This is a genomic window from Neorhizobium sp. P1_A6 (assembly GCF_056406795.1).
Genome location: NZ_JBFTZM010000002.1, coordinates 217,764 through 243,256, shown reverse-complemented (window position 1 = coordinate 243,256; position 25,493 = coordinate 217,764). Strand labels below are relative to the sequence as shown.

The window sequence follows — 25,493 nt, the reverse complement described above, 5'->3', positions numbered from 1 at the left end:
CTAACCGAGCAAGTCCGCTACATGGTGAACCGCCTGGAGAGAAGAACCAGGAGTACAAGCGGCCCTCCAAAAAGGGCCGCCATCATGATGGCGGAGAAGAGAAACCTGCCGAAGAGGCGGAGAACGGTTTTACGGGTCATTGCTTTGCCGATTTCGGCGATTGGAGTTCGTTTTCGCTGGTCGAATGCGTCCGCACCCTCCCCGCAATCCACAGCGTCAGACTGTCGATGCAGGAGAGGATGACAGGCACCACGATCAAGGTCAGGAGGGTAGAGCTGACAAGGCCGCCGATGACGGCATGCGCCATCGGAGCCCGTTGCGCGCCACCGCCGCCGGCCGCCATCGCGAGCGGGATCATGCCGGCGATCATCGCGAGCGATGTCATGATGATCGGCCGGAACCGTACCGCGCCTGCATTGACGAGCGCCTCGCTGAGGGTCGAGCCCTGCCGGCGCTCCCGGTTGGCGAAATCGACCAACAGGATGCCGTTCTTGGTAACAAGCCCCATCAGCATGAAGAAGCCGATCATCGAGAACATGTTGATGGTGCTTCCCGCGACCATGAGGCCAATAAGCACGCCGATCAGCGACAGGGGAAGTGCAGCCATGATCGCGATCGGCTGGGTGAAGCTTCCGAACTGAGACGCCAACACGACATAGATGAAGATCACCGCCATCATCAGCGCCTTGAACATGCCGCCTGTCGCTTTCTCTATGTCCTCGGAATCGCCACCGAATTTTATGCGGTAGCCCGTCGGAAGATCCTGCTTGGCTACCATGGCTTCCAGTTCGGCTGTGACATCCCCCGCGGCTCGGCTAGATATATCCGCCGAGATCAGGATCTCTCTGGACATGTCGAGACGACGGATTTCGGAGGCCGCCGGGACGACCGCGATGTCCGCGACCTGATCCAGCCGGACCATGCGCGGGCTATCGCTTKCGTCGTCGCCTGCGACTTTGATCATCAACTCCCCGAGAGCGGCGGCATTGGAGCGCTGGTCGCGGGGAAGCCGGACGACAACATCGTAGGTCTGTCCGCGCGTATCGGTCCAGGTGGAAACGTCTTCGCCGCCGATCAGCGGCGAGAGCATTCCGGCCAACTCGGAGATACCGATGCCCAAATCACTCGCCTGCTCACGCTTGAGCCGAACGGAAAGGTTGGAATTTTCCTCGCCAGCGCTTGAATTGATGTCCACCATGCCAGGCATCCCGCGCATGCCTGTGGTCAGATCCGCCGCGATCTTTTCCAGTACCCGCTGATCGTCACCCAGAACGCTTAGTTGGATCGGACTGGCGTCTCCGCCCAAGCCCTCTTGGATGATGGCGATCTTTGTTCCCGGTATGACGGAAAGGCGTTCTCGGATGGGACCCGCGATGGTGGCAGGCGTCCGTTTGCGTTGCTCCAACGGCACGAGGCTGACGAGAATGGCGGCTTTATGTTTGCCCATGGTGCTGCCGGTGTTGATCGTCGAGTAGATCGAAGCAACTTCCGGAAACTCATGCAGCGCCTTCTCGATCTGCCCAACCTTGGTGCGCGTGTAGTCCAACGAAGAACCTGCCGGCGTCGTCACGTTGATCTGGAATCGACCTTCGTCCGCATTGGGAACGAATTCGACACCCACCAGGGGAACCATCAAAATGCTGCCGACGAGGATGCCGCCAGTCAGTGCGAGCGTGATCAAACGATGTCGCAGGGTCCAGCGGATGATCTGCCGATAGCGCTCGGCGAGCCTTTCGAATCCGGCATCGAAGTGAGCGATCGATCGTCCAACCGGTCCGCGCCTTGCGCCGGGCTCGGCGTCGGGATCATGCCAGACGCTGGAAAGCATAGGGTCGAGGGTGAAGGCGACGAACAGCGAGATCAGCACGGCAGCGGAAACTGTAACCCCGAACTCGTAGAAGAAGCGCCCAACCATGCCTTCCATGAACGCGACAGGCAGGAAGACGGCGACGATCGTGGCGGTCGTCGCCGTCACCGCGAGCCCGATTTCGCTCGTGCCATCGAGAGCCGCCTTGAGATGCGATTTGCCCATGCGAAGATGGCGCATGATGTTCTCGCGCACCACGATCGCATCATCGACAAGAATGCCGATCGAGAGCGTCAATGCCAGCAGGCTGAGCATGTTGAGCGTAAAGCCGAGAAAATAGATGACAGCGAGCGTGCCGATCATGGCGATTGGAAGCGTCAGCCCCGTGATCACCGTGCTTCGCCATGAGTTGAGGAACAGGAAAACGATGACGACCGCCAGTGCCGCTCCCTCGATCAATGTCGATTGCACCTGGCCAAGCGACTCCTGAATGGAGGTCGAGGCATCCATGATGATTTGAAGCCGCATGTTTTGGGCACTGAGTTCGGCATTCAGCTGGCCGAGCCGCTTGCGAACATCGCTCACCACCTGCACGGTATTCGCATCCCGGACTTTGACGATGGCGACGGCGAGCGCGGCTTCGCCGTTATAGATCGCACGACTTTCCGGATCCGCGGCGCCATCCTTTACCGTGGCAACATCGCGGAGATAGACAGCTCCGCCGCCGCGGCGAGCGACGATCATATCCAGAAGATCCTTGGGTTCCGCAATCCGCCCTTGCACCTGAATAGTGCGGTCCGTCAGACCACTGATCACGCTTCCGGCAGGCTTGTTCTGATTGGCAGCCCGGAGGGCCTTGATGACTTCGTCAACGCCGATACCCAATGCGCGCAGCCGCGTCTCATCGATGCTGATGTCGACCTGCCGTTTCTGCCCGCCGATCAGCGTCGCCTGCCCGACCCCGGCTATCGTCGTCAGTTGGCGCAACACGCGCTGGTCGGCGATCGTTGTGAGTTCCGGCATGCCGAGAGAAGGTGAACTGATCGCCACCGAAAGTATCGGTTCGTCCGATGGATTGAACCGCGCCACGACTGGCTTGTCGGCTTCCTCCGGAAGCTCTGCTTCGAGGGCTGCTATCTTGTCGCGGACGTCCTGCGCTGCCATCGTGCTCTCCACCTCCAGCTTGAACTGGGCGATGACGATCGACCGTCCTTCGTAGGAGGTCGACGTGATCTCATCGAGGCCGCTGATCGTATTCAGCGCCTCCTCGACGGGCCTGGTCACCTCCGTCTCGATGGTTTCGGGCGTCGCACCTGGATAGGTCGTCGTGACCACGACAACCGGGACGTCGACATTCGGAAACTGGTCGACGCCGAGGCGCTGGTAGGAAAACGCGCCAAGCACAAGCAACACCACCATCATCATGGAGGCGAAGACGGGATGAGCGATCGAAATGCGGGTGAGAAACATGTCAGCCCGCCTTCGGGATCGTGACGGTGACGTCCGGCCGCAGCTCAGGCAGCGGCGCGGTCACGATCGTGTCGCCGTAGGCCAGGCCTTCGGAAATCTCCAGGCTGTCACTCCCGCCTGATCCCGATCCGACAATCACGGGCTGGCGGACGAGACGGCCTTTTTTCAGCTTCAGGACATAGTCTCCCGTCTCGTCCTTGCGCAGCGAGATAGCCGGTATCACGATCGCGTCTTCATTTTGCCGGACCAGGATCGTGCCCGTCGCGAACGATCCGCCTCGCAGGCGGGCGCCACCGTTGGAGAGCCGGATATAGACCGGAATGAAGCGCGTGCCCTGGTCGGCGACGGGACCGATACGATCCACGCTTCCGACAACGGTTTGCCCGTCAAGCCCGTCGATGTGCAATTCTGCCCGTTGGGCGATCGCAACGCGGTGCACGTCGCGCGTCGAGACCAGGACTTTTGCGTCCAGAATGCTCGTATCGACGATCGTGAAAAGTTCGGCGCCGGCGCCGACGCGGGAGCCCTGATTGATCGCCCGGCTTGAGACGATGCCGTCGAACGGCGCCAGAACTTCGGCCTCCCGCAAAGCAGTGCGTGCGATATCCGCCTGGGCTGAAAGGCTTTTCAGTCTGGCAGTCGAGGCGGCAACTTCGCTTCGTGCCTTGTCGAGCTGCTCCTGGCTCGCGATGTTCTTATCCGCGAGTTGTTCGATCCTGTTGAGCGACTGCATGGCAAGCAGCATCTCCGCCGCCGCGACATCGCGATCCCCTTCACGCTGCTTGAGGAATGACTGGAGATCGTCCGTCTCGAAACGAGCCAGCACGTCCCCTGCCTTGACCGCCTGTCCCGCAACGGCGCGAACCTCGATGATCCTGCCTCCATCCTTGGCGTGTAGGACGGCGCGATTGATCGGCTCGAGGTCCCCGCTGACGCGCAGCCGTTCCACCACGGAAGTGGGCCGGATGTCGGCAATTTCCGAAGGAGCCAGTTCCAGCGGTTTATCGCGTTGGTTCGCCGCGACCGCCGCGACAACCTCTTTCACCCGTTCATTCGCATCGACCGTTCCGCGTGCGGGATCGATAAACACGACGGCGAGGTAGACGCCTCCCAGAAGCATCCCCGCCTTGGTCAATCTCATTGTCCATTTCAAAGCCATAGCGACATTCCCTGGATTTAAAGCACGGCCACCTGCGGGCGGCGCCTCGCGTTTTCGCGACTGGATGGTTCCGGTTGCTAGGCTTTGAGAATTGCAGCAACATTACCTGATGGTTCCTTTGTCCCCGTCATGCTGCCGCAATCTTCGCGGCAGAGAACAACGGGACAGGAGAGCCAAGGGACGATGAGACTTCTATTGATAGAGGACGAGAGAGAGCTGGCTGACGCTCTTTCAGCGGCGCTGAGCAAACACGGCATTGTCACCGATCACACCACGCATCTTGCGGACGCTTTCGAATTGACGCGCCAGAATACCTACGATGCAATCCTTCTCGATCGGCGGTTGCCTGATGGCGAAGGGCTGACCTTCATTCCGATGTTGAGGCGGACAGGCACCGACGCGCCGATCATTGTGCTGACGGCGCGCAATGAGCCATTGGAGCGTGTCGAAGGGCTGGATGTCGGCGCGGACGATTATCTGGGCAAGCCGTTTCTTGTGGACGAGCTGATGGCGCGATTGCGGGCGGTTTTGCGCCGACCGCCAAGTCTGGCGGAACTTCAAATCACGGTGGGCCGGATGGTGATCGATCCCCTGCATTTGAGCGTAACCGTGGCGTCGACCCCGCTCGACCTGCCCCGGCGCGAACTTCTCGTCCTAGTGGCGCTGGCCAAGCGGAAAGACAAAACCGTCCTTCGATCGACCCTGGAGGCCGCAGTCTACAATTACGAAGAAGAAATCCAGTCGAACGCGCTCGACGCGCATATTTCAAGATTGCGCAAACGACTGCTGGATGCCGGTGCCGGTGTCGCGATCCACAATATCCGCGGCGTCGGGTATCTCCTGAGGGAGGAATGATGCACGACAAGGCTACCCCCTCGCTTTGGTGGAAGCTGAGTTGGCAACTCAGCCTGGTCATCGTCGCAGTTATTGCTGCGGTAATCCTCGGGCTTTGCGTATGGGCTGCTACGATCATGTCGCCTAACATTGCCATGGAGGAGAAGATCGGCTCTGCGATAGCCGCGGCCGCGACACGCGACAGCCAAGGACGTTTGGAGCTACGAGAAACGCCGAGGCTAAGGGCACTCAAGGAGCAGAACAGCTCGCTTTGGTATGTGGTGGCCACGATAGATGGTGCGTCCGTGTCCTATGGCACCATCCCTCGACCTTATGCTGAGCTCGCCCATCTGGTCCATCTGTTCGACGACGCGGACATACGGGGATCCGCTGCGACGAAGGAGGCTGCGACGATTGACAATGCCGAAGCAGCCGTCGGCGAGGTTCGGATTCTGTCTGGCGGCGTGGCTGACAAAGGCTCGCCGGTCTTCGCCCTTCTGGCAAAGGCCTATCCGATCTACGTCTCTCTGCTCGCGGTCGCCTTGCCTGCGATCTTCCTCGCCGTCCCGCGAATCGTCGGCCGTGCGCTTGCAAGAATGAGCGATGTCGCTGACAAAGCATCGCAGATCCAACCGCGCCAGCATGGAGCACGCCTGCCGGTCGAAGGTATTCCCAAAGAGGTTGCTCCGCTGGTGATTGCATTCAACGGTACGCTGGAGCGGCTCGAGAACGAATTGAAGAAACGCCAGCGCTTCCTGATCGACGCGGCGCATGAGCTCAGAACGCCGATCGCCATCATGCAGACCCGGATCGACGGCATGCCCGAGGGTCAGGAACGCAGGCGATTGCTGCACGACGTTGCGCGTTTGGCCGAGACCGCCGAACAGCTGCTCGACTTTGAGCGCAACGACCAGGCGACCGATCTCCATGAAGCGGTCGATCTCGTCGAGATCGCACGGACGGTGGTTGCCGATCTGGCGCCTCAGGCGATCGCCGCTGGCTACCGGATCTCTTTTCAAAGCGAGGTGGAGAGCGTTGAGCGGCGCGGCAGCCCTTCCGCTCTGCCAAGGGCGGTCAGCAATCTGGTCCGCAATGCGATCGACCACGGTGGCGATAGGGGAATGATCACTGTTTCGGTCTCGGCCGGCGGGCGGATCACCGTGGCCGACGAAGGGTCAGGCATACCGGCCGAACATCAGGAGCTGGTTTTCGAGCCCTTTTACCGCGTTACCCCCAAAAGCAGAGGCGCAGGCCTTGGTTTGAGCCTGGTGAAACAGATCGTCGCAAACCATCGCGGACAAGTCAGTCTCCAAAGCGGCTCGACCGGAACGCAGGTTACAATCGAACTCTGACAGACGGCACCGTGCTCGCCCGTGACCGCTCCTCTGTAATGCCGCCGCAATCCTTTGCCCTCACTGTCATCCCAGAACATCCCTGACGGAGGCCAGAAAGCGTGCGCAGCAATCCATCCATTCAATTGTTTCCCCGACGTGTCGGCCCTTCACCAATTCCTGCTTTCAGATCTCTGGGTCTCGCTTTGTCTCTGACCCTTGCGGCAAGTGGATGCACTTCGGTGCCTCTGAAGGAAGGAGGCACCTTGACCTCCTACGGCAATCTCGGCGCACCGAAAGGAACGCTGGCCAAGAAACGTCTCTACATTGATGGTGGACATATGGCCGCGGTGAAGACCGTCAGCATCATGCCGACGACTTTCTCTTTCAGCGCCGCATCCCGCATCAAAACGGAAGCCGACCGCTCGCTGGTGTCGAACGTTCTGGACCGGGCGCTCTGCGTCGCCCTCAGCGACAAATACCAGATGGTCTCGGCCGGCCAACCGGCGGATCTGACAATACGGTCCGTCGTCACCGATATCGTACCGACAAACAAGGCGATGGCCGGGGTTGCAACCGCCGTAACCGTCGGCACCGGCTTTGTCCTGCCCGTCAGCGTGCCACGCCTGCCCTTCGGCCTCGGAGGATTGGCCGTCGAAGCGGAGGCTGTCGATGGCGGCGGCATTCAGACCGCGGCGATGGTGTGGGCCCGCGGCGCAAATTCGATCCAGGACAAGCCCCGCGTTTCTGAAGTCGGGGACGCATACGGCCTCGCCTCGAAGTTCGCGTCCGACTTTTCGCGAATGCTCATTTCCGGCAAGGAGCCGAAAGGATTGAACGTCTCCTTTCCTTCAGGGCAAAGGATGCGGTCCTGGCTCGGCGGAAAACCGAAATACCCGGCGTGTGACACCTTCGGGCGCGCGCCTGGATTGGTGGGAGTCGTGGCGGCCAAGTATGGCGCGCCGCCGGAATGGATCGACAAGAAGCCAAAACCGATCATTACACACTGACATATCATCCAAGGGGGGCGGCATACGCGTCAGCGAAGCCGTTGCACTTTTTACGGAGGAACGGCGGTCGAGCCCTCCAGCGACCGGCGGCTCCGTAAGGCGGCATGGACGGACGGAGCAATGGCCAGCACCCCCAAAGCCTTGCTCCGTTCGTCCGCTGCTCGCCGGCATTCGCAGCAGGATTTAGTGGCTATCGCTTGGCCCTGGCGCACCGACATCGCCGGCTGATTTTCATCTCGACTTGTAATGCTGCGGCAATTCTTCAACCGCAACTTCTCCCCGAAACCATACCCCGGTTTCTTTAGCTTTTATAATCAGGAGTTAATTTGGTGAGCCAGCACGATCAACATCATCCGGAAGACCGGCACCGCAAAACGGTCTTAAGCGGAGTTGGGGCTTCCGACATCATTCAGCGAAGGTGGACGATAAAAATCTCGATCGCGGCATTGGCCGCAGCCTCGGCACTTTTCTCGGTCACGGCGTTTGCTGCCGACCTTGAAGCAACGGACGCGGCGATTGCCCCTCCCCAGCAGTTCGATAACGGACGCTACGGCGGCATTCGCGGCAAACTGCATGACTGGAAGGTGACGATCGGCGTCGGAGCAATTTATATGCCCGAATACGAAGGATCCGACGAATTCGAGGTGCAGCCGTTTCCGCTTATCTCCGCCCAATTTGGGGAGCGCGTGCACCTCGATACCAGTGGCCTCACTGTCGATCTTTTCGAAACAAACGGTTTCAGGGTAGGTGTTACCGGTGGCGTCGAGATGGGGCGCAAGGAGGACGACTCGGACCATCTGCGTGGTCTGGGCGACATCGACATGGGCGGCGTCATCGGAGGGATTGTCAGCTATGACGTCGGTCCATTCGGCGTCTACGCCAAGTTGGACAAGACCATAGGCGGCAGCGAGGGACTGACCGGCACTTTCGGCGCGAAAGTTTCCCATCGCTACGAACGCTTCATCTTCTCCGCCGATGTGTCCGGCACATGGGCCGACGACAAACACATGGAGTCGTATTTCGGGGTGACGTCGATCCAGTCAGCTCGGTCCGGCCTGGCGGAATACGAAGCGAAGGCGGGGATCAAGCGCGTCGATCTCAAGGGCTCGGTCACCTACATGATGACCGAGAACTGGAGCGTCACAGGCGCCGGCGGGGCCGGCTTCCTGCTCGGGGATGCCAAGGACAGCCCGATCGTCAAAGACGACATTCAACCCTTTGCAATGCTGGCAGTCGGATACAAGTTCTAAAAGCGAGTAGAATCCTGCGGCAGCTGCGACGGCTGCCGCTGTTCTGCAGCAATTGCGTGAGCGAGGCGAACCGGCCCGCTCGATATCGTTCAGACTGCAGCTCAGGTCATGGTGGCTTGCGGGACAACAGCAGGCGCCGCCGGCTGAGTCTTGCCATTCGCCCGCAGGTATGGTTTCGCGAAATGCCGCTCGAGCTTCGCGCCCAAGCCAGATATCGACCAGCAGAGAGCGAAATACACGATCAGAATGGAACCATAGACCAGATAGGCCGGGCTTCCTCCGCGCGCGATGGTTGTCTGCTCGATCAGGATCTGCGCCGAGCGCAGCAGTTCATTGACACCGAGGACCGCACCCAGAGAACTCGCCTGGGTGAGGCTGGTGATAAGGCTGACGTAAGGGGGCAGGATGACAGGCATCGCCTGTGGGAGGATGACCAGAAACAGTCCTTTCCAGCCGCGCAGGCCGGATGACAGCGCAGCTTCCCGCTGGCCGCTCGGCACGGACAGCAAGCCGGCGCGAATAATATGCGCGCCGTTCGCCCCGCCCCAGACCGACACGCTGAGGGCGCTCGACCAGAACGGATTGAACGATAGCCCCGCATGCGGCAGCACGAAATAGACCATCAGGACCGTGACCATCAGCGGAATGTCGCGAAGGCATTCGACGAGACCGTAGACAGGTCGTCTCAACCACGCCGATTGGGCGGAAAGGCCGGCTGCGAAGATCACCGCGAAAAGCGTACCGCCCGTGATCATGACCGACGAGAGAAACACGGTATTCAAGAGACCGTCCAACAGGAAGGACTGGAATTCCAGAAGCAGCATCGTCTACCTCCCGCCGAATGGTCGGCTGAGACGCCGTTCGACCATGTAGCCGAGGCCGGAGATGGTGAAGACGCAGAGCAGATAAATCACGCAAATCGAAGCGAACATCTCGATCGCCCGGAAATCGTAGGCGATCCGGTCGACCGCGACAAAAGTCAGCTCCACCAGGCCGATCGCCTGCAGGTATGCGGAATTCTTCACCGTTGCCACGATCGTATTCATAGCCGACGGCAGAGCGGCGCGGGTCGCCAGAGGCAGGATGACGAATACCGAATGTTGCCATCGCTTGAGACCGAGCGACGCCGACGCATCATGCATTCCTCTGCCGACAGCCGCGAGACCGGCCCGGAAATTTTCGATCTGAAAGGCACTTGCCCAGGCCGTCAGCGCAATGACCCCGGACCAGAAGATGCTGAACCGCATCCCCAGGCTCGGAAGGCCATAGAAGATAAAGAAGATCTGCACGAGGTAAGGCGTGCCTCGGATGAATTCGACATAGGCAGTGACAGCATATTGCAGCTGCTTAATCCCGCTTGTCCGCAAAACCGCGCCTAACAGGCCGATAAGGCAAGACAGGAATATTGCCAGAAAGCTGACGATCAGCGTCATTTTCAGGCCGGTCATCAGATCCGGCAGGGCCTCGAGAATATAAGCAAAATCCATGGCCGTCATCCTGCTCGAAAATACCGGTGAACATGGGTCCTGACGGTCGAACCGTCAGGACCCATGTTCGTTCACTTTGCGGCCGGCGGATCCGTTTCGAAGGATTTTACCATTTCCGCCGCGACAATCGGATCCTTGACGAAGGTCGGCACCGTCTTTGAGTAAAATTTCTCGTTCTTCAGTTTCTTGAGGACGCCATTGACGAAAGCCTTGAGCTCGTCTTCACCCTTGCGGACGCCAACACCATTGAAGCCGAGATCGACAGGCTCTTCCAGCGTTCGGAATTCAGGATAGTTGGCCGCAAGCGTCGCGATGGTGATCGCATCGCCCACATATCCGTCGGCACGGCCCTGCTGCAGGGCCTGCAGATTGTCGGCATTGGTGTTGAGTTGGACGAATTCCAGGCTCGGAAAGCGTTCCTTCAACCACTTCAGCTGCGAGCCGCCCTTGATGATGAGCATCGACTTGCCGTCGAGGTCGGCCAGCTTCTGAACCTTGCTGTCCTTCGGCACGATCACCCGGCTGCTGCCCCAATAGTAGATATCGGAGTAATCGATCACCTGTTCGCGAGACGGAGTCTTGCCGAGCGTGGCAATGATCAGGTCGATCTTCCCACCAGTCAGGGAAGGAATGCGGGCGTCCGTCGCCACGCAGCTCAGTTCCGCCTTTTCGGCGGCCCCGAAGGCGGCAATGCCGATTTGCTTTGCCATTTCGATCTCGATGCCGGCCGGCTTGCCGTCGGTGCCGGATGCTCCAAATGGAGGAGAATCGCATTTGACGCCGATCCGGACCACGCCGGCGTCCTTGATCGCCTTCGGCAGGGCCTGAGCCGAGGCGGACAGCGCCGGAACCACGAAGGCGGCAAGGGTGCCGAGCGCTATGGCCGAACGGCGAAGCATGCTGATGGATATGTACATGGCTGTTGTTCCCTTTGTATCATTGTTTTGTCCACCGAACGTTTTCCCGTCCGTATGCTTTTTGCCGCAAACCGCGCCGGCTGCAGAAATAACCCGCTAGTGCAGTATCTGGTTGAGAAACGCCTTTGTCCGGCTTTCCCGTGGATTGCTGAAGAACTCCTCCGGAGGCGCGGTTTCGACGATCCGTCCCGCATCCATGAAAACGACCCTGTCCGCCACCTGCCGCGCGAAACCCATTTCATGCGTGACGCACACCATGGTCATACCGTCGCTCCCCAGCTGCGCCATCGTGTCCAGCACCTCGCGCACGAGTTCCGGATCGAGTGCCGAGGTCGGTTCATCGAACAGCATGATCTTCGGGTTCATGCAGAGCGATCGGGCGATCGCCGCGCGCTGCTGTTGTCCGCCCGACAGCTGGCTTGGATAAAAATCGGCTTTGTCGGGAATTCGCACCCGTTCCAGATAGGCGCGCGCCACAGCCTCAGCATCCTTTCTCCCAACGCCCTTTACCCAGCGGGGAGCCAGCGTGCAGTTCTCGAGCACGGTAAGATGCGGATAGAGATTGAAGTTCTGAAACACCATGCCGACATCCTGCCGGACGCGGTCGATGATCTTCCTATTGTCGGTCAGCTCCGTACCGTTGACAATGATACGGCCCTTCTGGTGACTTTCCAGATAGTTGATGCAGCGGATCATGGTGGACTTGCCAGAACCCGAGGGACCGCAAACCACCACTTTTTCGCCACGCCTGACGGTGAGGTTGACGTCATGCAACACCTGGAGGATGGAAAACCATTTGTCGACGCCGGACAATTCGACGGCAATTTCCGGATCGGTCATCTCCAAACCCTTCTCCTTCGCCGTCATCTGCGATCTCCTCCCTAACGCGCGGCTTACGAGGCCAAAGCCTGACTTTTCTGCGCGAAACGGGCCGGCCGGAAACTTGCAAGCAGAGGGCTCATCTCACCGGTCACGATTTCACGGGCGATGAGCTCGCCGGTAATCAGCCCCAGCGTCGCGCCGCTATGGCTGAATGCGACGAAATAGCCCGGGATGCCCTCGAGCGGGCCGATCACCGACTCCCCGTCGCCTGGCACGGGCTTCGGTCCGCAATGATAGCTCTCCAGTTCCAGCGCGGGGTTGCCTTCGAGCACGTTCGAGGCTTCCGAAAGAAGGCGACGAAGCGTCTCATCCTTCACCTCGTAAGTCCCATCGGGTCCACGATTGAGTTCCTCCTCCGACCATGCGGAATCGCAGACGATGGCGCCGTCCGGCGTGGGGCGCAGCGCCACGTTCGGTGTATTGAGAACGGCGCGAACTGCGAGCTTGAAAGGCTTCGATTTGACAAGAAGCGCGATCGGCGTGTCATCGGCAATGATATGGCCTGCCTGTTTTGCCATGTCAGGCACGGCCGCACCGGTGGCGACGAGAACCGCATCCGCCTCTATATGCATGCCGTTTGCAGTCGAGACCCCTGCCGCACGTCCGGCTTTGATATTGACGACGGCTTTGCCGGCATGGGTTACCACCTGGCCGCCGAGGGTTTTGAATTCCTGCACCAGGATGTCGATCAGGGAAGGTAGATCCACCCAGCCCTCACCCGGATTGAAAATCGCGCCCTGACGCGAAATCGCGGCCGCGTTGATGCCGGGCGTGACCTTCGCCACGTCTGCTGCGTCAAGAAGCTGGCAGTCATAACCAATCGCCTGCTCGTGAGCGTAGGCTTCCGCAATCCGGTTCGACGCGTCGTCCGCATCCCATGTCAGGCCGCCCTCGAAGCGCAGCCATGCAGCGCCTTCATTGCGGCTCGCCAGCGTCCGGTAGCGATCGATGCCGACGACCCGAAGACGGTGATATTCGGCGGAACGGAAACGCGCCGAGTTGAGCCATGCCAGGGACCGGCCGGACGCGCCGCTGGCGAGCGAGCCTTCCGTGACAAGAGTGACGTGCACGCCCAGTCGGGCCAGATGAACCGCCGAGGAGACACCAAAAATACCGCTACCGATCACGGCGACCCGCTTGGCTGAGGATGGGGCTGTCAAATGCATATTCCTTCGTCTTTGATTGCCGCAGGGCCTCGTCTATCCAAGGCATAAAAGCGCCGGTATTTCCAAATGAGACCGGTATCAAGCGTATTTGAGACCGGTCTCACATGTCAATGGTGTGATTTTCTTGACGCCGTTTTTTTCTCAGCCTATGTCACGGACCCATGATGAAGAGAACGGCGTCAAAGCGGCTGGTAACCATCTCGGACGTTGCCCAGAGCGCGGGCGTGTCCAAGGCGACGGCCGCGCGTGTCCTGGGCAGCTACGGCACGGCAAGCCCTGTCGTGAAGGAGAAGGTTCGCGAAGCCGCAAAGAGGCTCGGTTATCAGGCCAACGAGCTTGCGCGCAGTATGACGACTGGAAAGTCGAAGACGATAGGCGTCGTCGTCGGCGATATCGAAAACCCTTATTTCGGTCAGGCCGTGCGCGGGATCAGCGATGCGGCGCACGCTGCCGGATTCGATGTCATCCTGTCCAATTCCGGCGAGGATGCCGCCAAGGAAAAGGCTGCCGTACGCGTGCTGATGGGCAAGCGGGTGGACGGATTGATCGTTACGCCAGCTTCGGTATTCGAGACCCAGCATCTGCACGAGGTCCAACGATCGGGCCGACCTCTCGTCCTTCTGGACCGGACCATCCCGGACCTTGTGGTCGATGCCGTCGTCACGGACGACCGGCAGGCGGCCGAGGCCGCTACAAGAGCCTTGATCGAGGCTGGCCATCGCCGTATCGCCTACATCTCTGCCACGGAATCGGAGGACCCGATCTACCGGGGACCGCACCAGATCAACCTCAGCACGGTGATGGAGAGAATAGAGGGCGTCGTCGCGGCAAGCCGCTCAGCCGGCATCCAGCATCCGGAACGTTATATCCGGCTCGGTGCCCACCGTCGCGGTCTGGGTGACAAGATCATTGCCGAATTGCTTCAGGGCGCCGACAGGCCGACTGCCATACTGGCGTCTGATACCGTGGTGGCGCTTGAAGTGTTCAAAACCCTCCGCAGATTGGGAATGTCCATCCCCGGCGATCTGTCGCTCGTCGCTTTCCACGATGCCGACTGGACAAGCGTGACCAGCCCGCCGATTACGGTCATCGCTCAGCCGGTCTACGAGCTGGGATTTGAAAGCGCGCAGATCCTTGTCCGGCGTATTACCGGTATGGGCGATACGCCACGCTGCCGGGTACTCGCAACCACGCTCATCAAACGACAATCGATAGGGGCACCGCCGGAGCTTGAGGATAGCGGCGCGGTTCTCCAGGACGATGCCGCGAAAATCGGTTGATGCACCTCGCCGTCATTGCCGTTGATTCCAGCGCTGCAAACTGACGGCTGATGCCGCCCCAAAACCGGCAGATCTGACGCGAATTGCCCTCGACCTGAACGATCGAGGGCAAGCAGGTCGATATTGCGGGGAGACCTATTCCAGCTCGGTGTCTTCCACCGTAACGTTCGCCCAGGTCGGCCCAATCGTGAAAGCGCTCGAGGAGCCAGGCGGCTTGGGCCACGGGATTGTTATGCATCGCATAGGCGAGTGACTGTACCCGCGTGGACTGAAGGTGTGAATAGGCACCCAGCCGCTTCTCATAGTCCGCAAACTGCTGCATCCATCGTCGCTCGGTGTCATCCTGCGGCGCGTCCTCAGGGACAGTGCCGAGATAATCAATATGCAAGCCGCGGATCGAATTGGCCTGATCCAGCGCCATCCATGGACCGATCACTACACCCCAGTCAGTCCCATGAACGAGGTAGCGATCGTACCCCAGGACCTCGCGCATCAGCGCGTTGAACAATGCACCGATGCGCCGCGGGCTGATCGGCTGGTTGGGCTTCGCAGAAAAGCCGTAGCCCGGCAGCGATGGGACGACGAGGTCGAAAGCATCTTCGGCACGTCCACCGTTACGGGATGGGAACGCCAAGGCTTCCACCGCCGGCCAGAATTCGTAAGTCGAGCCGGGCCAGCCATGGATCAGGAGCAGTGGCCGCTTGCCCTCAGCCTCGCCTCGAACGTGAACGAAATGAAGCCTCAGCCCATCAATCTCCATCGTGAACTGCGGAAAGCAGTTGAGATCTCTGACCATCGCATCAACATCGTAGCGGTCAACCCAATAGGCACAGAGTTCGCGCAGGGTTTGGGGATCACAGCCATAGGACCAATCGGAATCATCCGGCTGGTCAGGCAAACGATATGATCGCACCCGCGCCTTCAATGCATCGAAGGCCTCATCTGACCAGTCGACTTTGAACGGTGTTGCCATTCCCTTTATCCTTTCCGCAACGCGTTCAGGCGCCCGCTGAAATACGTTGGCCACACAGGTCGAAGAATAATCTTGCTCGCTTCGCGCCCAGGTGAGCGCGCACTGGCGCCAATCGACATTCACCGACACGTGTCATCGATGATCGTCTCCCTCTCGCCCTTCAACGCGTCGCCGCGGCGAGAGGGGAACCAGCCTCTCCCCTGATCGTTGTAGCGAATTGCGACTTCGGCAGGTGGGCCAACATGCGGAGCGGCATCGCTGACCAGCGATGCGCTGCGGCTCACCTGGGAAAGATTTAAAACACGTGTTGGACGACTTTGGTTTCATGCTCATGACGAAATACATCAAAACGCCCCATCTTAATCTCGCTTATGAAGAGGCGGGCGATCGTCGAGGAAAACCGATCGTGCTGGTTCACGGCTGGCCGGACGACGTGCGGTGCTGGGACAAGATCACGCCTGAACTCGCCGGATCGGGTTACCGGGTTCTCGCTCCCTACCTGCGCGGCTGCACGCCGACGACCATCCATTCGGCTGGGACAATGAGGAGCGGCGCTATTGCGGCGCTGGGTCAGGACCTGGCGGATTTCATCGACGGTCTCGAGCTCCGCGACGTTCTCGTGGTGGGCTACGACTGGGGCGCTCGAGCCGGCTACGTCGTCGGCGCGTTGTTCTCCGAGCGTGTGTGTGGGCTCCTTGCGATGGCGGCAGGCTACGCCACCTCGAAACCGGTCGGCGAAATGTCCTACGATCTGGCGAAGGCCTATTGGTATGAATGGCTGGTGGCCACCAAGCAAGGCCGCGAGGCGATGGACAAGGACAGGCGCCGCCTCTGCCGCTATCTCTGGCAAACGTGGTCGCCCGGCTGGACGTTCGATGATGCGGAGTTCGAGGCTACAGCCGCATCCTGGGAGAACGGCGACTGGGCGCCGATCAGCATTCACGCCTACCTGCAGCGCTGGGGAGAGGCCGCAGGCGCGCCAGAGCATGAGGAGCTGGAAAAGAAGCTGCTCGAAAATCCGCCGGTCCGGGTTCCCACGATAATGTTGCAAGGCGCCGACGATGCCGACAACTTCCCGGAGACATCCGAGGACAAGGAACAGTACTTTGCCAGCTCTTATCAGAGAGTCGTCCTGCCGGGCGTCGGACACTTCATTCCGCGGGAGGCTCCGCATGCGGTGCTGACTGCCATTCGACAATTGTTATCGGACGCGGCGGCAAGCGATGTCAGGCGAAGCTGAGATAACAAAGCTGGGAACAGGGCCGACCGGTCGGCTGACGGGTTTGGAGAAGGGGCTGCCTTGTCCGGGCAATGATGCGCTGGATCTTTCGTCCATCGCAGACGCCGGCTGGAATCTCCTGCGCGGCGACCTTCCGCTGCCCGTATGCACGCTGCGCCGGAAGGCGCTTGAGCACAATAGCAAACGCATGCTTCGCTTCCTCGAAGCGTTTGCGCCCAACATCGTTCTTTGTCCTCACGGCAAGACCACAATGAGTCCGCAGTTGTTCCAGAGGCAGCTTGCCGACGGCTGCTGGGGTATCAGCCTTGCTACCTTTCACCAGGTCCGCGCCGCGCGACGCCTTGGTTTCGACCGTATCTTCTATGCGAGCGAACTCGTTGGGCTTCAGGAGATTGTCTTTGTCCTGCAGGAACTCGCCGCGGATCCTGCGTTTGATTTCTATTGTCTGGTCGACTCGATTGACGGCGTTGAACGGCTGCGCGCAAGCGCGGAGGAATTCTCGCCCGGCCGGCCGCTGCAGGTGCTTGTGGAAGGAGGCTTTCCCGGCGGCCGCTGCGGCGTTCGAACCGTTGAATCCGCCGTCGACGTCGCGCAAGCGGTTCAAGCAAGTTCTCCTCACCTTCGTCTCGTCGGGGTGGAGGGATATGAGGGCGTCCTGCAAACAAGGTCGAAAAAAGAAGGGTTAGCGGCCGTACCAGCATTTCTTCACAGCCTCACCGAGATGATCCGCGCTTGTGACAGAGAGGGTCTCTTCAGCGCATGCGAGAAAATCATCCTTAGCGCTGGCGGCAGCTCCTTCTACGATCTAGTTGCCGAGATGCCTCGCCATCTTCAGCTCAGCAAGCCGCTGCAAGTCGTCATCCGGAGCGGCTGTTACCTGACACATGATTCGGGACTGTATCGGCGGCTGTTCGAGGATCTGAGGCAACGCAGCGATATTGCACAGCAAACAGATCTCTCCTTTGACCAGGCGCGGGAAGTATGGGGCCACGTGCTGTCGATTCCAGAGCCGGATCGTATTGTCGTGGGCGTCGGGCAGCGAGATTTCGGCCACGATGCCGGCCCGCCCGAGGTTACAAAAGCATCCCGGGACGGCGCCCTTCCCCGACTTCTTGATGCCGAGCGATACGAGATCGTCATCATCAACGATCAACATACGACGATCAGGGGTCCTGCCGACCATGGATTGAAGATCGGCGACACGGTCGCGATGAGCCCGTCACACCCGTGCACCACTTTCGACAAATGGCGCCTGATCTATGAAATCGACGAAAGCTATAATGTGGTTGGAGCAATTGAGACATTCTTCTGACGTGGCGCGCGGGCCTCGATTTTCTTGTCCTTGGCGCAACGGTGTCGCGTGAACCTTTTGGCCGAGTGACTCTTCCATGTTGGGCCTAACGAATGTCTCACCCTGTTTACTGACGCCAGACGTCGAGCACCGCAGCGACGATCGCCTCGGGCGCGTCCTCCTGGACGAGATGCTTGGCATAGGGGATGACCGTGAATAACGCGCCTGGGATGCGCCGCGCGAGTTCCTCGCCGTCCTTCAACGGTATAAACTCGTCTTCAGCCCCCCACAGGATGGTCACGGGGCAGCGGATCTCACCATAGCGCCATTCCACCTCCTCGCTGTATTTATCATCCATTTGGGCTATCTGGCGCCAGAACGCCTTCTGCCCTTCATCGCCAAGCCAGGGATCGAGATAGAGCCGCGTCGCCTCCTCATCCAGCGCACGCTTGACCGTCGCCCCGATGTAGGCGTGCAGCATGGCTTCATGGACGTAGGCAGGCAGGGCGGCGAATACTTCTCCATGGGCCTTCGCGGCCCGTACAAGCGCTGAGCCCTGCGGGCTGATCGCCACTGGGTCGATCAGTACGAGACTGCGATAATCGACATCGTTAAGCAGGTGCGCGCGCAGAGCTGCCGAGCCGCCGAAGTCATACGCAACGATGTCGGGTCGTTGGACGCCCCAGTGGTTCACGAGTGCCGCAAACAGACTGTTCTGAACACCATGCAGGACATCGCCCTCGGGCTTGCTCGAGCGGCCATAGCCGAGCATGTCGTAATAGAAAATCCGTCGATGCTGCGCGAGCCATGGCGCGACCCGCCGCCATTCGAGCGAAGAGAACGGAGAACCATGCATCACCACCGCAGGCGGCCCTGCGCCAATGACGTCCCAGGCGATCTCATTGCCTTCGAAGTTGAACCGCTCGGACAACTGCCAATCCATGATTCTCTCCTTGGCCTAGATTTTTGACCGACCAAAGTCGGTAGCCTTATCGAAAGGGGCAATCGTCACGCCCGCAGTCATATCGATGTGCTCTCGCTTGCTGTCGGAGTCGACGTTCGAGCCGGTGATCGAACGGTATCCGCTCTCGCTGGCTATCAACGAAGCCGGTCAACCGAAGCTTTTTCGTGCGGTAAATAAGCCGTCCGATCATCAGCGCCGCCGAAGTTAAGCCGTCGCTCCGCCGTGCATGCTCGAAATGTTGTCGAGGCCCGCCTTAAGAAATTGTCTTATTACTTCCACGGCCTTTGAACCGTCCGGCATCGGTTCGAACACTGCCGACCAGACGACCGTGCTCGTGCCATCTCCATTGTCATCAACCCGGAATTCGGCGCTGTAGTGACGAACGGGCATAGCTGTCTCTTCCATGCGATAGCGATAAAGATGGTGCTCTGGCTCCGTTTCGAGGAGGCGCTCGGTCTGGCGACTACCGTCCTGGCCCTTGGCGACACGCAGACAGCCTTCGCGCTCACCTTCGCTGTCGACCCCAGCCAGCATCGGATGCCACTCGCCCACCGCGCCGAATTTGCCGATATTGGCCCAGAGCGCGTCGGCATCCTCAGCGACCCGTCTGGTTTCGACGACCTTAGTCATTTTGCCTTCTCCCTGTTCGCGTCGCGCGCTCCTGCCTTCCGCCAGACGATCCTCACTCTTCCCCAGTCCGTGTCGGCGTCGAGCACCAGGAGATCGCTCTCGAACCGGTAATGGCGCTTCTGGTCTCCGCCTTCCAGATTGGGGAACCACGCGCCCTCGATATGGTGCGTGACCGTCCGCCTTTCGGTATCGATGGAGAACGTGCCGAAATAGCCGAAATACTCCTTGAATGCGCGCGCGCCATCTTCTGTGCTGGCCGCGCGCCAGTCGCCTGATGGGAAGGTACGTCGCCCATGACGGGCGAGCTGCGCGGCCACGTGGCCGTCTGCAGTATAGATGAACTGGCCGACGGCATTCTCGCCGAGGGGAAATGATTTCTCTCCGCCAGGTTTTTGTTCAGAYCACTCGACCAGTGTTCACGACGGTCGAGCCGTATTGATTGCGCCAAGTGCCTTGCCAAATTCCCATATCGTGCTCTCTGCGCCTCGTGTCCTGTCAACGCGGATCCTACGGTGAGGTTCCGACAGCCCAGGAGGAGGCCCCGCCGCAAGATCGAAAGCTGAATTTCAATAGCCTTTACGAAACTCCGAGGCCGGCACCAGGCAGCGGTGGGTCGGGAACATCCTTGGTTCCGACCGGACGACGTTCACGGCGCGCGGACCGCCGTCACGAGGGCGCAGCCCCCACGGCAGCTCCACCATCTCCACATCGCCGTCATCGCGTCTTATGATGACGTGGCGCTCGTCGAGCGGGGCGTCGGACTGGGAAATCTTCGCGCTCATCATGATCGGAACATAGCAGGAACGATATCCTGAAACGACCAGAGCCAAAACGGAGGACGCATGTGCAATGATTATCGGCTGATGGTGGATGTCGCCTCGACCGTCGAGGACTTCGCCGACCTCAAGATCAAGATCCGTTTCGGCGAAGGAGCGCCGAGCCTGCAGCCACGCGAGGACATCAAGATCACTGATGTCGGCCCCATCATCAGGACGATAGACGACGGGCGCGATGAGGCTGAACTCGTGCAGCGGCGCTGGAGCTGGCCCGGGCCGAACAAGCGGCCTGTCTATAATTTCCGGTCGGAGGGCCAAGAGTTCAACTCCAATCGAAGCCTGATCATCGGGGATGGCTTTTACGAGTTCACCGATCCAAAGGACCCGAAAAAGAAGCGGAAGGACAAGTGGCTGTTCACCAAGACGGGCGAGCTGATCTTCTGCATCGCCGGCATCTGGCGCGACATCGCGGAAGTGGGCCAAGCCTTCACCATGCTGACGATGGAACCGGGGCCGGACATTGCCCCTTACCACGACCGGCAGATCGTTATCCTCGAGCGCAACGCGTGGGCTGATTGGCTCGACCTGACACTCTCTGCGAAGTCGCTCATCAGGCCCCTCCCGAAAGGGGCGTTGGCGGTGGAAGAGGTCGGCTGACTGGAAGCAAACGAGAGCCACGAATGCTCTCCTTGGTACTCTTTATGATTAGACTGCCTTGGCGCCCACCGCGTTTACGAACGTCTGACGCAGCGCATGCGCTGGAGACGCCGAGGGCGAATGATGGTTGACCGCACCGGCGAGCGAAAGGGTAGGCCGCCCGTCAGCCTGCACCTTGAACCGCGAAATCAAACGCGAAAGGGAAATGACTTCTTCCGCCAGCCGGCTGGTGCTTGCGGTGGCCTCCTCGACCATGGCCGCATTCTGCTGCGTTACCTGATCCATCTGATTGATGGCTGTATTGACTTCTGACAGGCCGATCGTCTGTTCTTTTGCCGCCGTAGCGATTGACTGGACATGTTCGTTGATCCTGGTTACCTGACCCTGGATCAGGCTCAGTGCCTCGCCGGTGGCGGTCACAAGTCTCACGCCGCTCTGCACTTCGCTGCCTGAGCGCGTGATGAGATCCTTTATGTCCTTGGCGGCGCGAGCGGAACGCTGCGCAAGTTCGCGGACTTCCTGGGCGACGACCGCAAAGCCTTTGCCGGCCTCTCCGGCCCGCGCTGCCTCCACCCCGGCGTTAAGCGCAAGCAGGTTCGTTTGAAACGCAATCTCGTCGATCACGTTGATGATCTGGCTGATCTCGCCGGAGGCTTTCTCGATACGTCCCATGGCCGCGACGGCATCGGTGACCACTGCGCTCGATTGATCCGTGCTTCTGCGCGCCTCGCTGACCATGTGACTGGCTTCGGCCGCGCGGTTCGTCGAACTCTTAACCGCCGATGTGATTTCCTCCAGACTTGCGGCAGTTTCCTCCAATGCAGCCGCCTGCTGTTCGGTACGTTTGGACAGGTCGCCAGACGCGTTGCTGAGCTCGCCGGTGCCCGAATTGATCGTGTCTATCGCCGTGCGGACTTCTGCCATTACGGTTCTCAAACCGTCCATTGTTGCATTCACGTCGCGCTTGAGTTCTGCGAATGAGCCTTGAAATTCGCCCCGCATCTCGTCGGTGAGATCCCCGCGCGCTAATGCCGCGATGACGCGCTGGGCCTCGCCGACACCACGGTGCACGGAGGCCACAAGCTCATTGACGCTCGCCGCGAAACGATCGAGATCGGGACTGTCATAGGTTTTCTGAATTCGCTGGGTAAAGTCTCCAGCAACGGCCGCAGCGACGACCGTCGAGATACTCGAGGACAAATCCGCATTCTTTTCCTGCAGGGCACGCTCCTGGGCATTAAGCTGGCGGATCCGAATGCCGTTCTGCTTGAACACGTCCACAGCGCCAGCCATTTCACCAATCTCGTCGGTTCGACCTGCGAACGGCACTGCGGTCTCGAGGTCGCCGTTGGCGAGGTGTTTCATGCTTGCTGTCAAGTGGCCGATGGGGCGGGCGATCGCCTTCGAACCAAAGATTGCCGAGGCGACGAGCGTCGCAACCACGAGGAACCCCATCCCAAGGCTGATTTGCAACGCCAGGCTCGATGCAGACGACATCTGGACTCCCGCTTCGTCCGCTTTGCTTTTGGCCGCATCCACGCATTCATCGAGTAACGACCCGATCTGATCGGCAATCTTCAAAAGCTTGCCCTGTGCAGCTTTTTCCTCAGCAGACGCTTCCGAATCGTTGTTAGCACTGCTTAATCTGGCGCCTATCGACTTGGACAGACCTTCGTATTCGGTCATCCACTGGCTCGTCAGCTCAATAACTTTGGCTATTCGATCTTTGTTGGCCTGCAGCGTGACGTGAGCGCTTGCGCTCGTCAGGTATTTGGTCAGCGATTCATGCCGCTTGCCAACATACTCGCGCGCTTTCGTTGAATCCGTCAACGTCTCCGCCAGGCGCAATTCCAACATTCCCATCATCATGCCGCGCAGCGATGCTTTTGCGTCCACCAAATCCCGGGAAATGATCAATTGTATGCGTCCAAAATCGGAGCTTCTACCGGCCGAGGCGTCGCCAACCCAGACCGCCGCCAGCAAGGCTAAAACCATGAAGATGCCGACCGCTGACATGGCGGTCAGTTTAGCACTGATGCGGGTGAAAATTTTGGATGGCATAGTCTCACTCCTGTCGCTCGGGGCCGCCAAGGCTCCGGGCCGATTCAATCGGTCAACAAGCTGGACAAGCGTGTTCCAGCGGCACATGGATGCGGAACTCAGACACGCCGTCACACACTCTGCGACGAGGCCGTTGATTAGAATTATTACAAAGTGCTTAAGTTTTCGTTGCGACTATTTGTGCACCGGTCGAGCGACAAAGCGCACGGCTCCAAGTCGCTTCGGCCACGCTTGCGCGACATTTGCGCGTCCGAACATTCGGAGACGCTGGGGTGCCGCGCTCCGCTACGAAACGCCTCAAGGACTGTCTGCTGTTTTCTCGAGGGTTTGGCGGTCTCCCTCGGTTGTCTGGTCGCCTGGCTTGGCGGGAATGCGCGAGATCCAACTTCGAGGGTTTCCGCTCCAGAGTGTCGGCGCGACGGGAAGTCATGCGTCCTTGGTACGTGCGGACGACCGAGGAGACGAACATCTCCGCAAATGTCTTGTTGAAGGGAAGAGGCCTTGTCGAATGTCCCCGTTGGCATCAAGGCGGGCTCTGGTTTGCAGATTGGGCCAGTAGCGAAATCCGGGTCCTCGAAGAGGCAAATCAATCCCGGACTGTCATTCCGGCGAAAGCCCCCGCGGCTGTCATTCGATTTCAGCCCGGAGAATGACCTTTCTCGTGGTCCCGTCCGGTTCGTCGTCACTCATGCGTTTCAATGGCAAGAGCTTGGAAGAATTCACGACGCTCGGCTCGGGAGCGTGGAACGAAATCGTCATCGACGCTGCAGGCAGGATCTATGTCAGTGGTCCGGCGATTATGCTGATCCTGCCAGATGGCAGCGCGGAAAAGCAGGCCGAAGGACTTCAGTTTCCAAACGGTATGGCTCTATCTAGTGATGGCCATACTCTGGTCTGCGCAGAAAGTTGGGGGAAGCACCTGGCCGCATTCGATGTGGCCGCTGACGGCCGCCTTTCCAGCCGGCCGATCTGGGCAGAGCTTCCCGGTCCGCCAGACGGGATATGTTTCGACAGCCAGGGCGCCATCTGGTACGCGGACGTGCTCAATGGCTATTGTCGCCGAGTACTAGAAGGCGGCGAACTGCTTGACGAGGTCAAGTCCGACCGGCGCGCTTTCGCCTGTGTGCTCGGCGGCGAGGACCGATCGACCCTCTTCATCACCACTGCGCTGTGGCTCGGTATGGACAAGATGAATGAGATGGCCCGGCACCGGTCAAATCGTTTCCATCGAAGTAACCACTGCCGGGACCCGGCTGGCCGTTCAACTGAGCGCACGAGTGACGATGACGCTGCAAGGAGAAGCAACATGCCGAACCACAGCCATGCGCAAATAATTTCCGTGTCGGGTGGATCGATATTCACCACCGTTGCCGGGAGCGGCCCGCCGCTTCTCTTGCTGCATGGCTTCCCACAGACCCATCTCATGTGGCGCGACGTCGCTCCTCTGCTTGCCTCTGAGTTCACCGTCATCTGTGCCGATCTGCGTGGATATGGCGCCAGCGCTTGCCCTCCTTCCACCCCCGATCACCTCCCCTATTCCAAACGCGCGATGGCGGCCGAGATGGTCGAGCTTATGGAAAAGTTCGGCTTCAGCGAGTTCATGATCGGTGGCCATGACCGGGGCGGCCGTGTCGCTTACCGCATGGCGCTCGATCATCCGGCGGCGATAAGAAAGCTTGCCGTTCTGGATGTCGTCCCGACCTCCACCGTCTGGGATCAAGCTGATGACCGATTTGCGTTAGGCTTTTGGCCGTGGGTCTTACTGGCGCAAGCCGAGCCTTTGCCGGAAAGACTAATCGCAGGTGCACCGGAGGCCGTTATCGACGATGCGCTCACAGGCTGGGGATCTTCCGCCGCGGTGTTCCCGCCACAGATCAGAGAGGCCTATGTCGAGGCGCTTAGAAGTGCAGACCATGTTCACGCGATCTGCGAGGAGTATCGTGCTGCAGCAAGCGTCGATCGCCAGCATGACGTCCAAGATCAAATCGCTGGGCACCGGATTCGTTGCCCACTCATGGTCCTCTGGAGCGGGACCGGTGCATTGGCCACCTGGTATTCCAATGACGGAGGGCCGTTGGCGTTATGGCAACAATTCGCAGGCGACGTCGTCGGTCATTCGATGCCGGGCGGGCACTTCTTTCCTGAAGAGTTTCCCATCGAAACGGCGAAGGCACTGGCCGAATTCTTCAGTGACGCAGCGTTTTCTTCCGGTTGATCAGCGTCAGCCGGGAACGGCTGATCAGAAGTGTCTGACCTCGTTAACGGGCCAACGAAACGGTGTCACACCTCAGACTCCACATTCCGATGT

At 59.8% G+C, this 25,493-nt stretch carries 21 protein-coding genes and 2 pseudogenes; 10 read left to right on the top strand and 13 right to left on the bottom strand.

What is annotated here, in order from left to right; translation table 11 throughout:
* Positions 1-136: 136 nt before the first annotated feature.
* On the bottom strand, positions 137-3,277 hold the full coding sequence (locus AC1D3C_RS05270) for an efflux RND transporter permease subunit (protein WP_477482119.1): 3,141 nt from the start codon (positions 3,275-3,277) through the stop codon (positions 137-139).
* Between the two features lies 1 nt (position 3,278).
* On the bottom strand, positions 3,279-4,418 hold the full coding sequence (locus AC1D3C_RS05265; RefSeq protein WP_477482118.1) for an efflux RND transporter periplasmic adaptor subunit: 1,140 nt from the start codon (positions 4,416-4,418) through the stop codon (positions 3,279-3,281).
* Positions 4,419-4,619: 201 nt separating this feature from the next.
* Here AC1D3C_RS05265 and AC1D3C_RS05260 point away from each other — a divergent pair, with 201 nt between their 5' ends.
* The 4 genes from AC1D3C_RS05260 (at position 4,620) to AC1D3C_RS05245 (ending at position 8,861) form a co-directional block, all read left to right on the top strand.
* Positions 4,620-5,291 (top strand): response regulator transcription factor, encoded by a 672-nt coding sequence (locus AC1D3C_RS05260; protein ID WP_477482366.1) that lies wholly within the window; start codon positions 4,620-4,622, stop codon positions 5,289-5,291.
* On the top strand, positions 5,291-6,622 hold the full coding sequence (locus tag AC1D3C_RS05255; protein ID WP_477482365.1) for a sensor histidine kinase: 1,332 nt from the start codon (positions 5,291-5,293) through the stop codon (positions 6,620-6,622). Before AC1D3C_RS05260 ends, AC1D3C_RS05255 begins: the two co-directional genes overlap by 1 nt.
* A gap of 101 nt (positions 6,623-6,723) precedes the next feature.
* The gene (locus tag AC1D3C_RS05250; RefSeq protein WP_477482117.1) at positions 6,724-7,611 is read left to right on the top strand and encodes a DUF3313 domain-containing protein; all 888 of its coding nucleotides are present in this window, start codon (positions 6,724-6,726) and stop codon (positions 7,609-7,611) included.
* A gap of 404 nt (positions 7,612-8,015) precedes the next feature.
* Positions 8,016-8,861 carry a MipA/OmpV family protein gene (locus AC1D3C_RS05245; protein WP_477482364.1) on the top strand — a complete coding sequence of 282 codons (846 nt, stop codon included), beginning with the start codon at positions 8,016-8,018 and terminating at the stop codon, positions 8,859-8,861.
* Between the two features lie 101 nt (positions 8,862-8,962).
* Here the strand turns inward: AC1D3C_RS05245 and AC1D3C_RS05240 are convergent, their stop codons facing one another.
* From AC1D3C_RS05240 to AC1D3C_RS05220, 5 genes are all read right to left on the bottom strand, one after another.
* The gene (locus tag AC1D3C_RS05240) at positions 8,963-9,685 is read right to left on the bottom strand and encodes an amino acid ABC transporter permease (RefSeq protein WP_477482116.1); all 723 of its coding nucleotides are present in this window, start codon (positions 9,683-9,685) and stop codon (positions 8,963-8,965) included.
* A gap of 3 nt (positions 9,686-9,688) precedes the next feature.
* Positions 9,689-10,348 carry an amino acid ABC transporter permease gene (locus AC1D3C_RS05235; RefSeq protein ID WP_477482115.1) on the bottom strand — a complete coding sequence of 220 codons (660 nt, stop codon included), beginning with the start codon at positions 10,346-10,348 and terminating at the stop codon, positions 9,689-9,691.
* A gap of 71 nt (positions 10,349-10,419) precedes the next feature.
* Positions 10,420-11,265 (bottom strand): transporter substrate-binding domain-containing protein, encoded by an 846-nt coding sequence (locus AC1D3C_RS05230; protein ID WP_080719362.1) that lies wholly within the window; start codon positions 11,263-11,265, stop codon positions 10,420-10,422.
* 96 nt (positions 11,266-11,361) lie between these two features.
* The gene (locus AC1D3C_RS05225; protein ID WP_477482114.1) at positions 11,362-12,132 is read right to left on the bottom strand and encodes an amino acid ABC transporter ATP-binding protein; all 771 of its coding nucleotides are present in this window, start codon (positions 12,130-12,132) and stop codon (positions 11,362-11,364) included.
* Between the two features lie 26 nt (positions 12,133-12,158).
* Complete coding sequence (locus AC1D3C_RS05220) at positions 12,159-13,307, bottom strand: NAD(P)/FAD-dependent oxidoreductase (RefSeq protein ID WP_437179067.1); 1,149 nt, start codon at positions 13,305-13,307, stop codon at positions 12,159-12,161.
* 167 nt (positions 13,308-13,474) lie between these two features.
* On the opposite strand from AC1D3C_RS05220, the gene AC1D3C_RS05215 reads away from it, so the two are divergent.
* Positions 13,475-14,593: a LacI family DNA-binding transcriptional regulator gene (locus tag AC1D3C_RS05215; protein WP_051900548.1), complete on the top strand. Its 1,119-nt coding sequence runs from the start codon at positions 13,475-13,477 to the stop codon at positions 14,591-14,593.
* Here the strand turns inward: AC1D3C_RS05215 and AC1D3C_RS05210 are convergent.
* The gene (locus AC1D3C_RS05210) at positions 14,511-15,566 is read right to left on the bottom strand and encodes an epoxide hydrolase family protein (protein WP_080719363.1); all 1,056 of its coding nucleotides are present in this window, start codon (positions 15,564-15,566) and stop codon (positions 14,511-14,513) included. The two genes, AC1D3C_RS05215 and AC1D3C_RS05210, sit on opposite strands and share 83 nt — an antisense overlap.
* Before the next feature lie 307 nt (positions 15,567-15,873).
* Here AC1D3C_RS05210 and AC1D3C_RS05205 point away from each other — a divergent pair, with 307 nt between their 5' ends.
* A complete protein-coding gene (locus AC1D3C_RS05205; RefSeq protein ID WP_244447571.1) occupies positions 15,874-16,806 on the top strand; it encodes an alpha/beta fold hydrolase in 933 nt (310 codons plus the stop codon).
* Positions 16,790-18,118 carry a type III PLP-dependent enzyme domain-containing protein gene (locus AC1D3C_RS05200; RefSeq protein ID WP_477482113.1) on the top strand — a complete coding sequence of 443 codons (1,329 nt, stop codon included), beginning with the start codon at positions 16,790-16,792 and terminating at the stop codon, positions 18,116-18,118. Before AC1D3C_RS05205 ends, AC1D3C_RS05200 begins: the two co-directional genes overlap by 17 nt.
* 106 nt (positions 18,119-18,224) lie before the next feature.
* Here AC1D3C_RS05200 and AC1D3C_RS05195 read toward each other — a convergent pair whose 3' ends face one another.
* The 4 genes and pseudogenes from AC1D3C_RS05195 to AC1D3C_RS05180 all read right to left on the bottom strand — a co-directional run.
* Positions 18,225-19,040 carry an alpha/beta fold hydrolase gene (locus AC1D3C_RS05195; protein WP_477482112.1) on the bottom strand — a complete coding sequence of 272 codons (816 nt, stop codon included), beginning with the start codon at positions 19,038-19,040 and terminating at the stop codon, positions 18,225-18,227.
* 225 nt (positions 19,041-19,265) lie between these two features.
* Complete coding sequence (locus tag AC1D3C_RS05190; RefSeq protein WP_040125160.1) at positions 19,266-19,691, bottom strand: SRPBCC family protein; 426 nt, start codon at positions 19,689-19,691, stop codon at positions 19,266-19,268.
* Positions 19,688-20,104, bottom strand: a complete 417-nt coding sequence (locus AC1D3C_RS05185) for a lipocalin-like domain-containing protein (RefSeq protein WP_477482363.1) — start codon at positions 20,102-20,104, stop codon at positions 19,688-19,690. The genes AC1D3C_RS05190 and AC1D3C_RS05185 overlap by 4 nt, the downstream gene beginning before the upstream one ends.
* Positions 20,105-20,269: 165 nt before the next feature.
* A pseudogene (locus AC1D3C_RS05180) lies at positions 20,270-20,476 on the bottom strand (SOS response-associated peptidase family protein); the annotation flags it as partial.
* A gap of 57 nt (positions 20,477-20,533) precedes the next feature.
* Here AC1D3C_RS05180 and AC1D3C_RS05175 point away from each other — a divergent pair.
* A complete protein-coding gene (locus AC1D3C_RS05175; protein ID WP_477482111.1) occupies positions 20,534-21,124 on the top strand; it encodes an SOS response-associated peptidase family protein in 591 nt (196 codons plus the stop codon).
* Between the two features lie 48 nt (positions 21,125-21,172).
* Here AC1D3C_RS05175 and AC1D3C_RS05170 read toward each other — a convergent pair whose 3' ends face one another.
* Positions 21,173-23,185 carry a methyl-accepting chemotaxis protein gene (locus AC1D3C_RS05170; RefSeq protein WP_040125163.1) on the bottom strand — a complete coding sequence of 671 codons (2,013 nt, stop codon included), beginning with the start codon at positions 23,183-23,185 and terminating at the stop codon, positions 21,173-21,175.
* A 649-nt stretch (positions 23,186-23,834) separates the two neighbouring features.
* Between AC1D3C_RS05170 and AC1D3C_RS05165 the strand changes: the two are divergent.
* Positions 23,835-24,293: pseudogene (locus AC1D3C_RS05165) on the top strand (SMP-30/gluconolactonase/LRE family protein); the annotation flags it as partial.
* 198 nt (positions 24,294-24,491) lie between these two features.
* Entirely contained in the window at positions 24,492-25,400 is a 909-nt protein-coding gene (locus AC1D3C_RS05160; RefSeq protein ID WP_477482362.1) for an alpha/beta hydrolase, read from the top strand.
* Positions 25,401-25,493 lie beyond the last annotated feature (93 nt).

Coding starts and splice junctions, on each gene's coding strand:
- AC1D3C_RS05170 (WP_040125163.1), bottom strand. CDS start 23,185: ATGCCATCCAAAATTTTCACCCGCATCAGTGCTAAACTGACCGCCATG.
- AC1D3C_RS05190 (WP_040125160.1), bottom strand. CDS start 19,691: ATGACTAAGGTCGTCGAAACCAGACGGGTCGCTGAGGATGCCGACGCG.
- AC1D3C_RS05225 (WP_477482114.1), bottom strand. CDS start 12,132: ATGACGGCGAAGGAGAAGGGTTTGGAGATGACCGATCCGGAAATTGCC.
- AC1D3C_RS05160 (WP_477482362.1), top strand. CDS start 24,492: ATGCCGAACCACAGCCATGCGCAAATAATTTCCGTGTCGGGTGGATCG.
- AC1D3C_RS05210 (WP_080719363.1), bottom strand. CDS start 15,566: ATGGCAACACCGTTCAAAGTCGACTGGTCAGATGAGGCCTTCGATGCA.
- AC1D3C_RS05230 (WP_080719362.1), bottom strand. CDS start 11,265: ATGTACATATCCATCAGCATGCTTCGCCGTTCGGCCATAGCGCTCGGC.
- AC1D3C_RS05215 (WP_051900548.1), top strand. CDS start 13,475: ATGATGAAGAGAACGGCGTCAAAGCGGCTGGTAACCATCTCGGACGTT.
- AC1D3C_RS05195 (WP_477482112.1), bottom strand. CDS start 19,040: ATGGATTGGCAGTTGTCCGAGCGGTTCAACTTCGAAGGCAATGAGATC.
- AC1D3C_RS05235 (WP_477482115.1), bottom strand. CDS start 10,348: ATGGATTTTGCTTATATTCTCGAGGCCCTGCCGGATCTGATGACCGGC.
- AC1D3C_RS05265 (WP_477482118.1), bottom strand. CDS start 4,418: ATGAGATTGACCAAGGCGGGGATGCTTCTGGGAGGCGTCTACCTCGCC.
- AC1D3C_RS05240 (WP_477482116.1), bottom strand. CDS start 9,685: ATGCTGCTTCTGGAATTCCAGTCCTTCCTGTTGGACGGTCTCTTGAAT.
- AC1D3C_RS05255 (WP_477482365.1), top strand. CDS start 5,291: ATGCACGACAAGGCTACCCCCTCGCTTTGGTGGAAGCTGAGTTGGCAA.
- AC1D3C_RS05175 (WP_477482111.1), top strand. CDS start 20,534: ATGTGCAATGATTATCGGCTGATGGTGGATGTCGCCTCGACCGTCGAG.
- AC1D3C_RS05200 (WP_477482113.1), top strand. CDS start 16,790: ATGTCAGGCGAAGCTGAGATAACAAAGCTGGGAACAGGGCCGACCGGT.
- AC1D3C_RS05260 (WP_477482366.1), top strand. CDS start 4,620: ATGAGACTTCTATTGATAGAGGACGAGAGAGAGCTGGCTGACGCTCTT.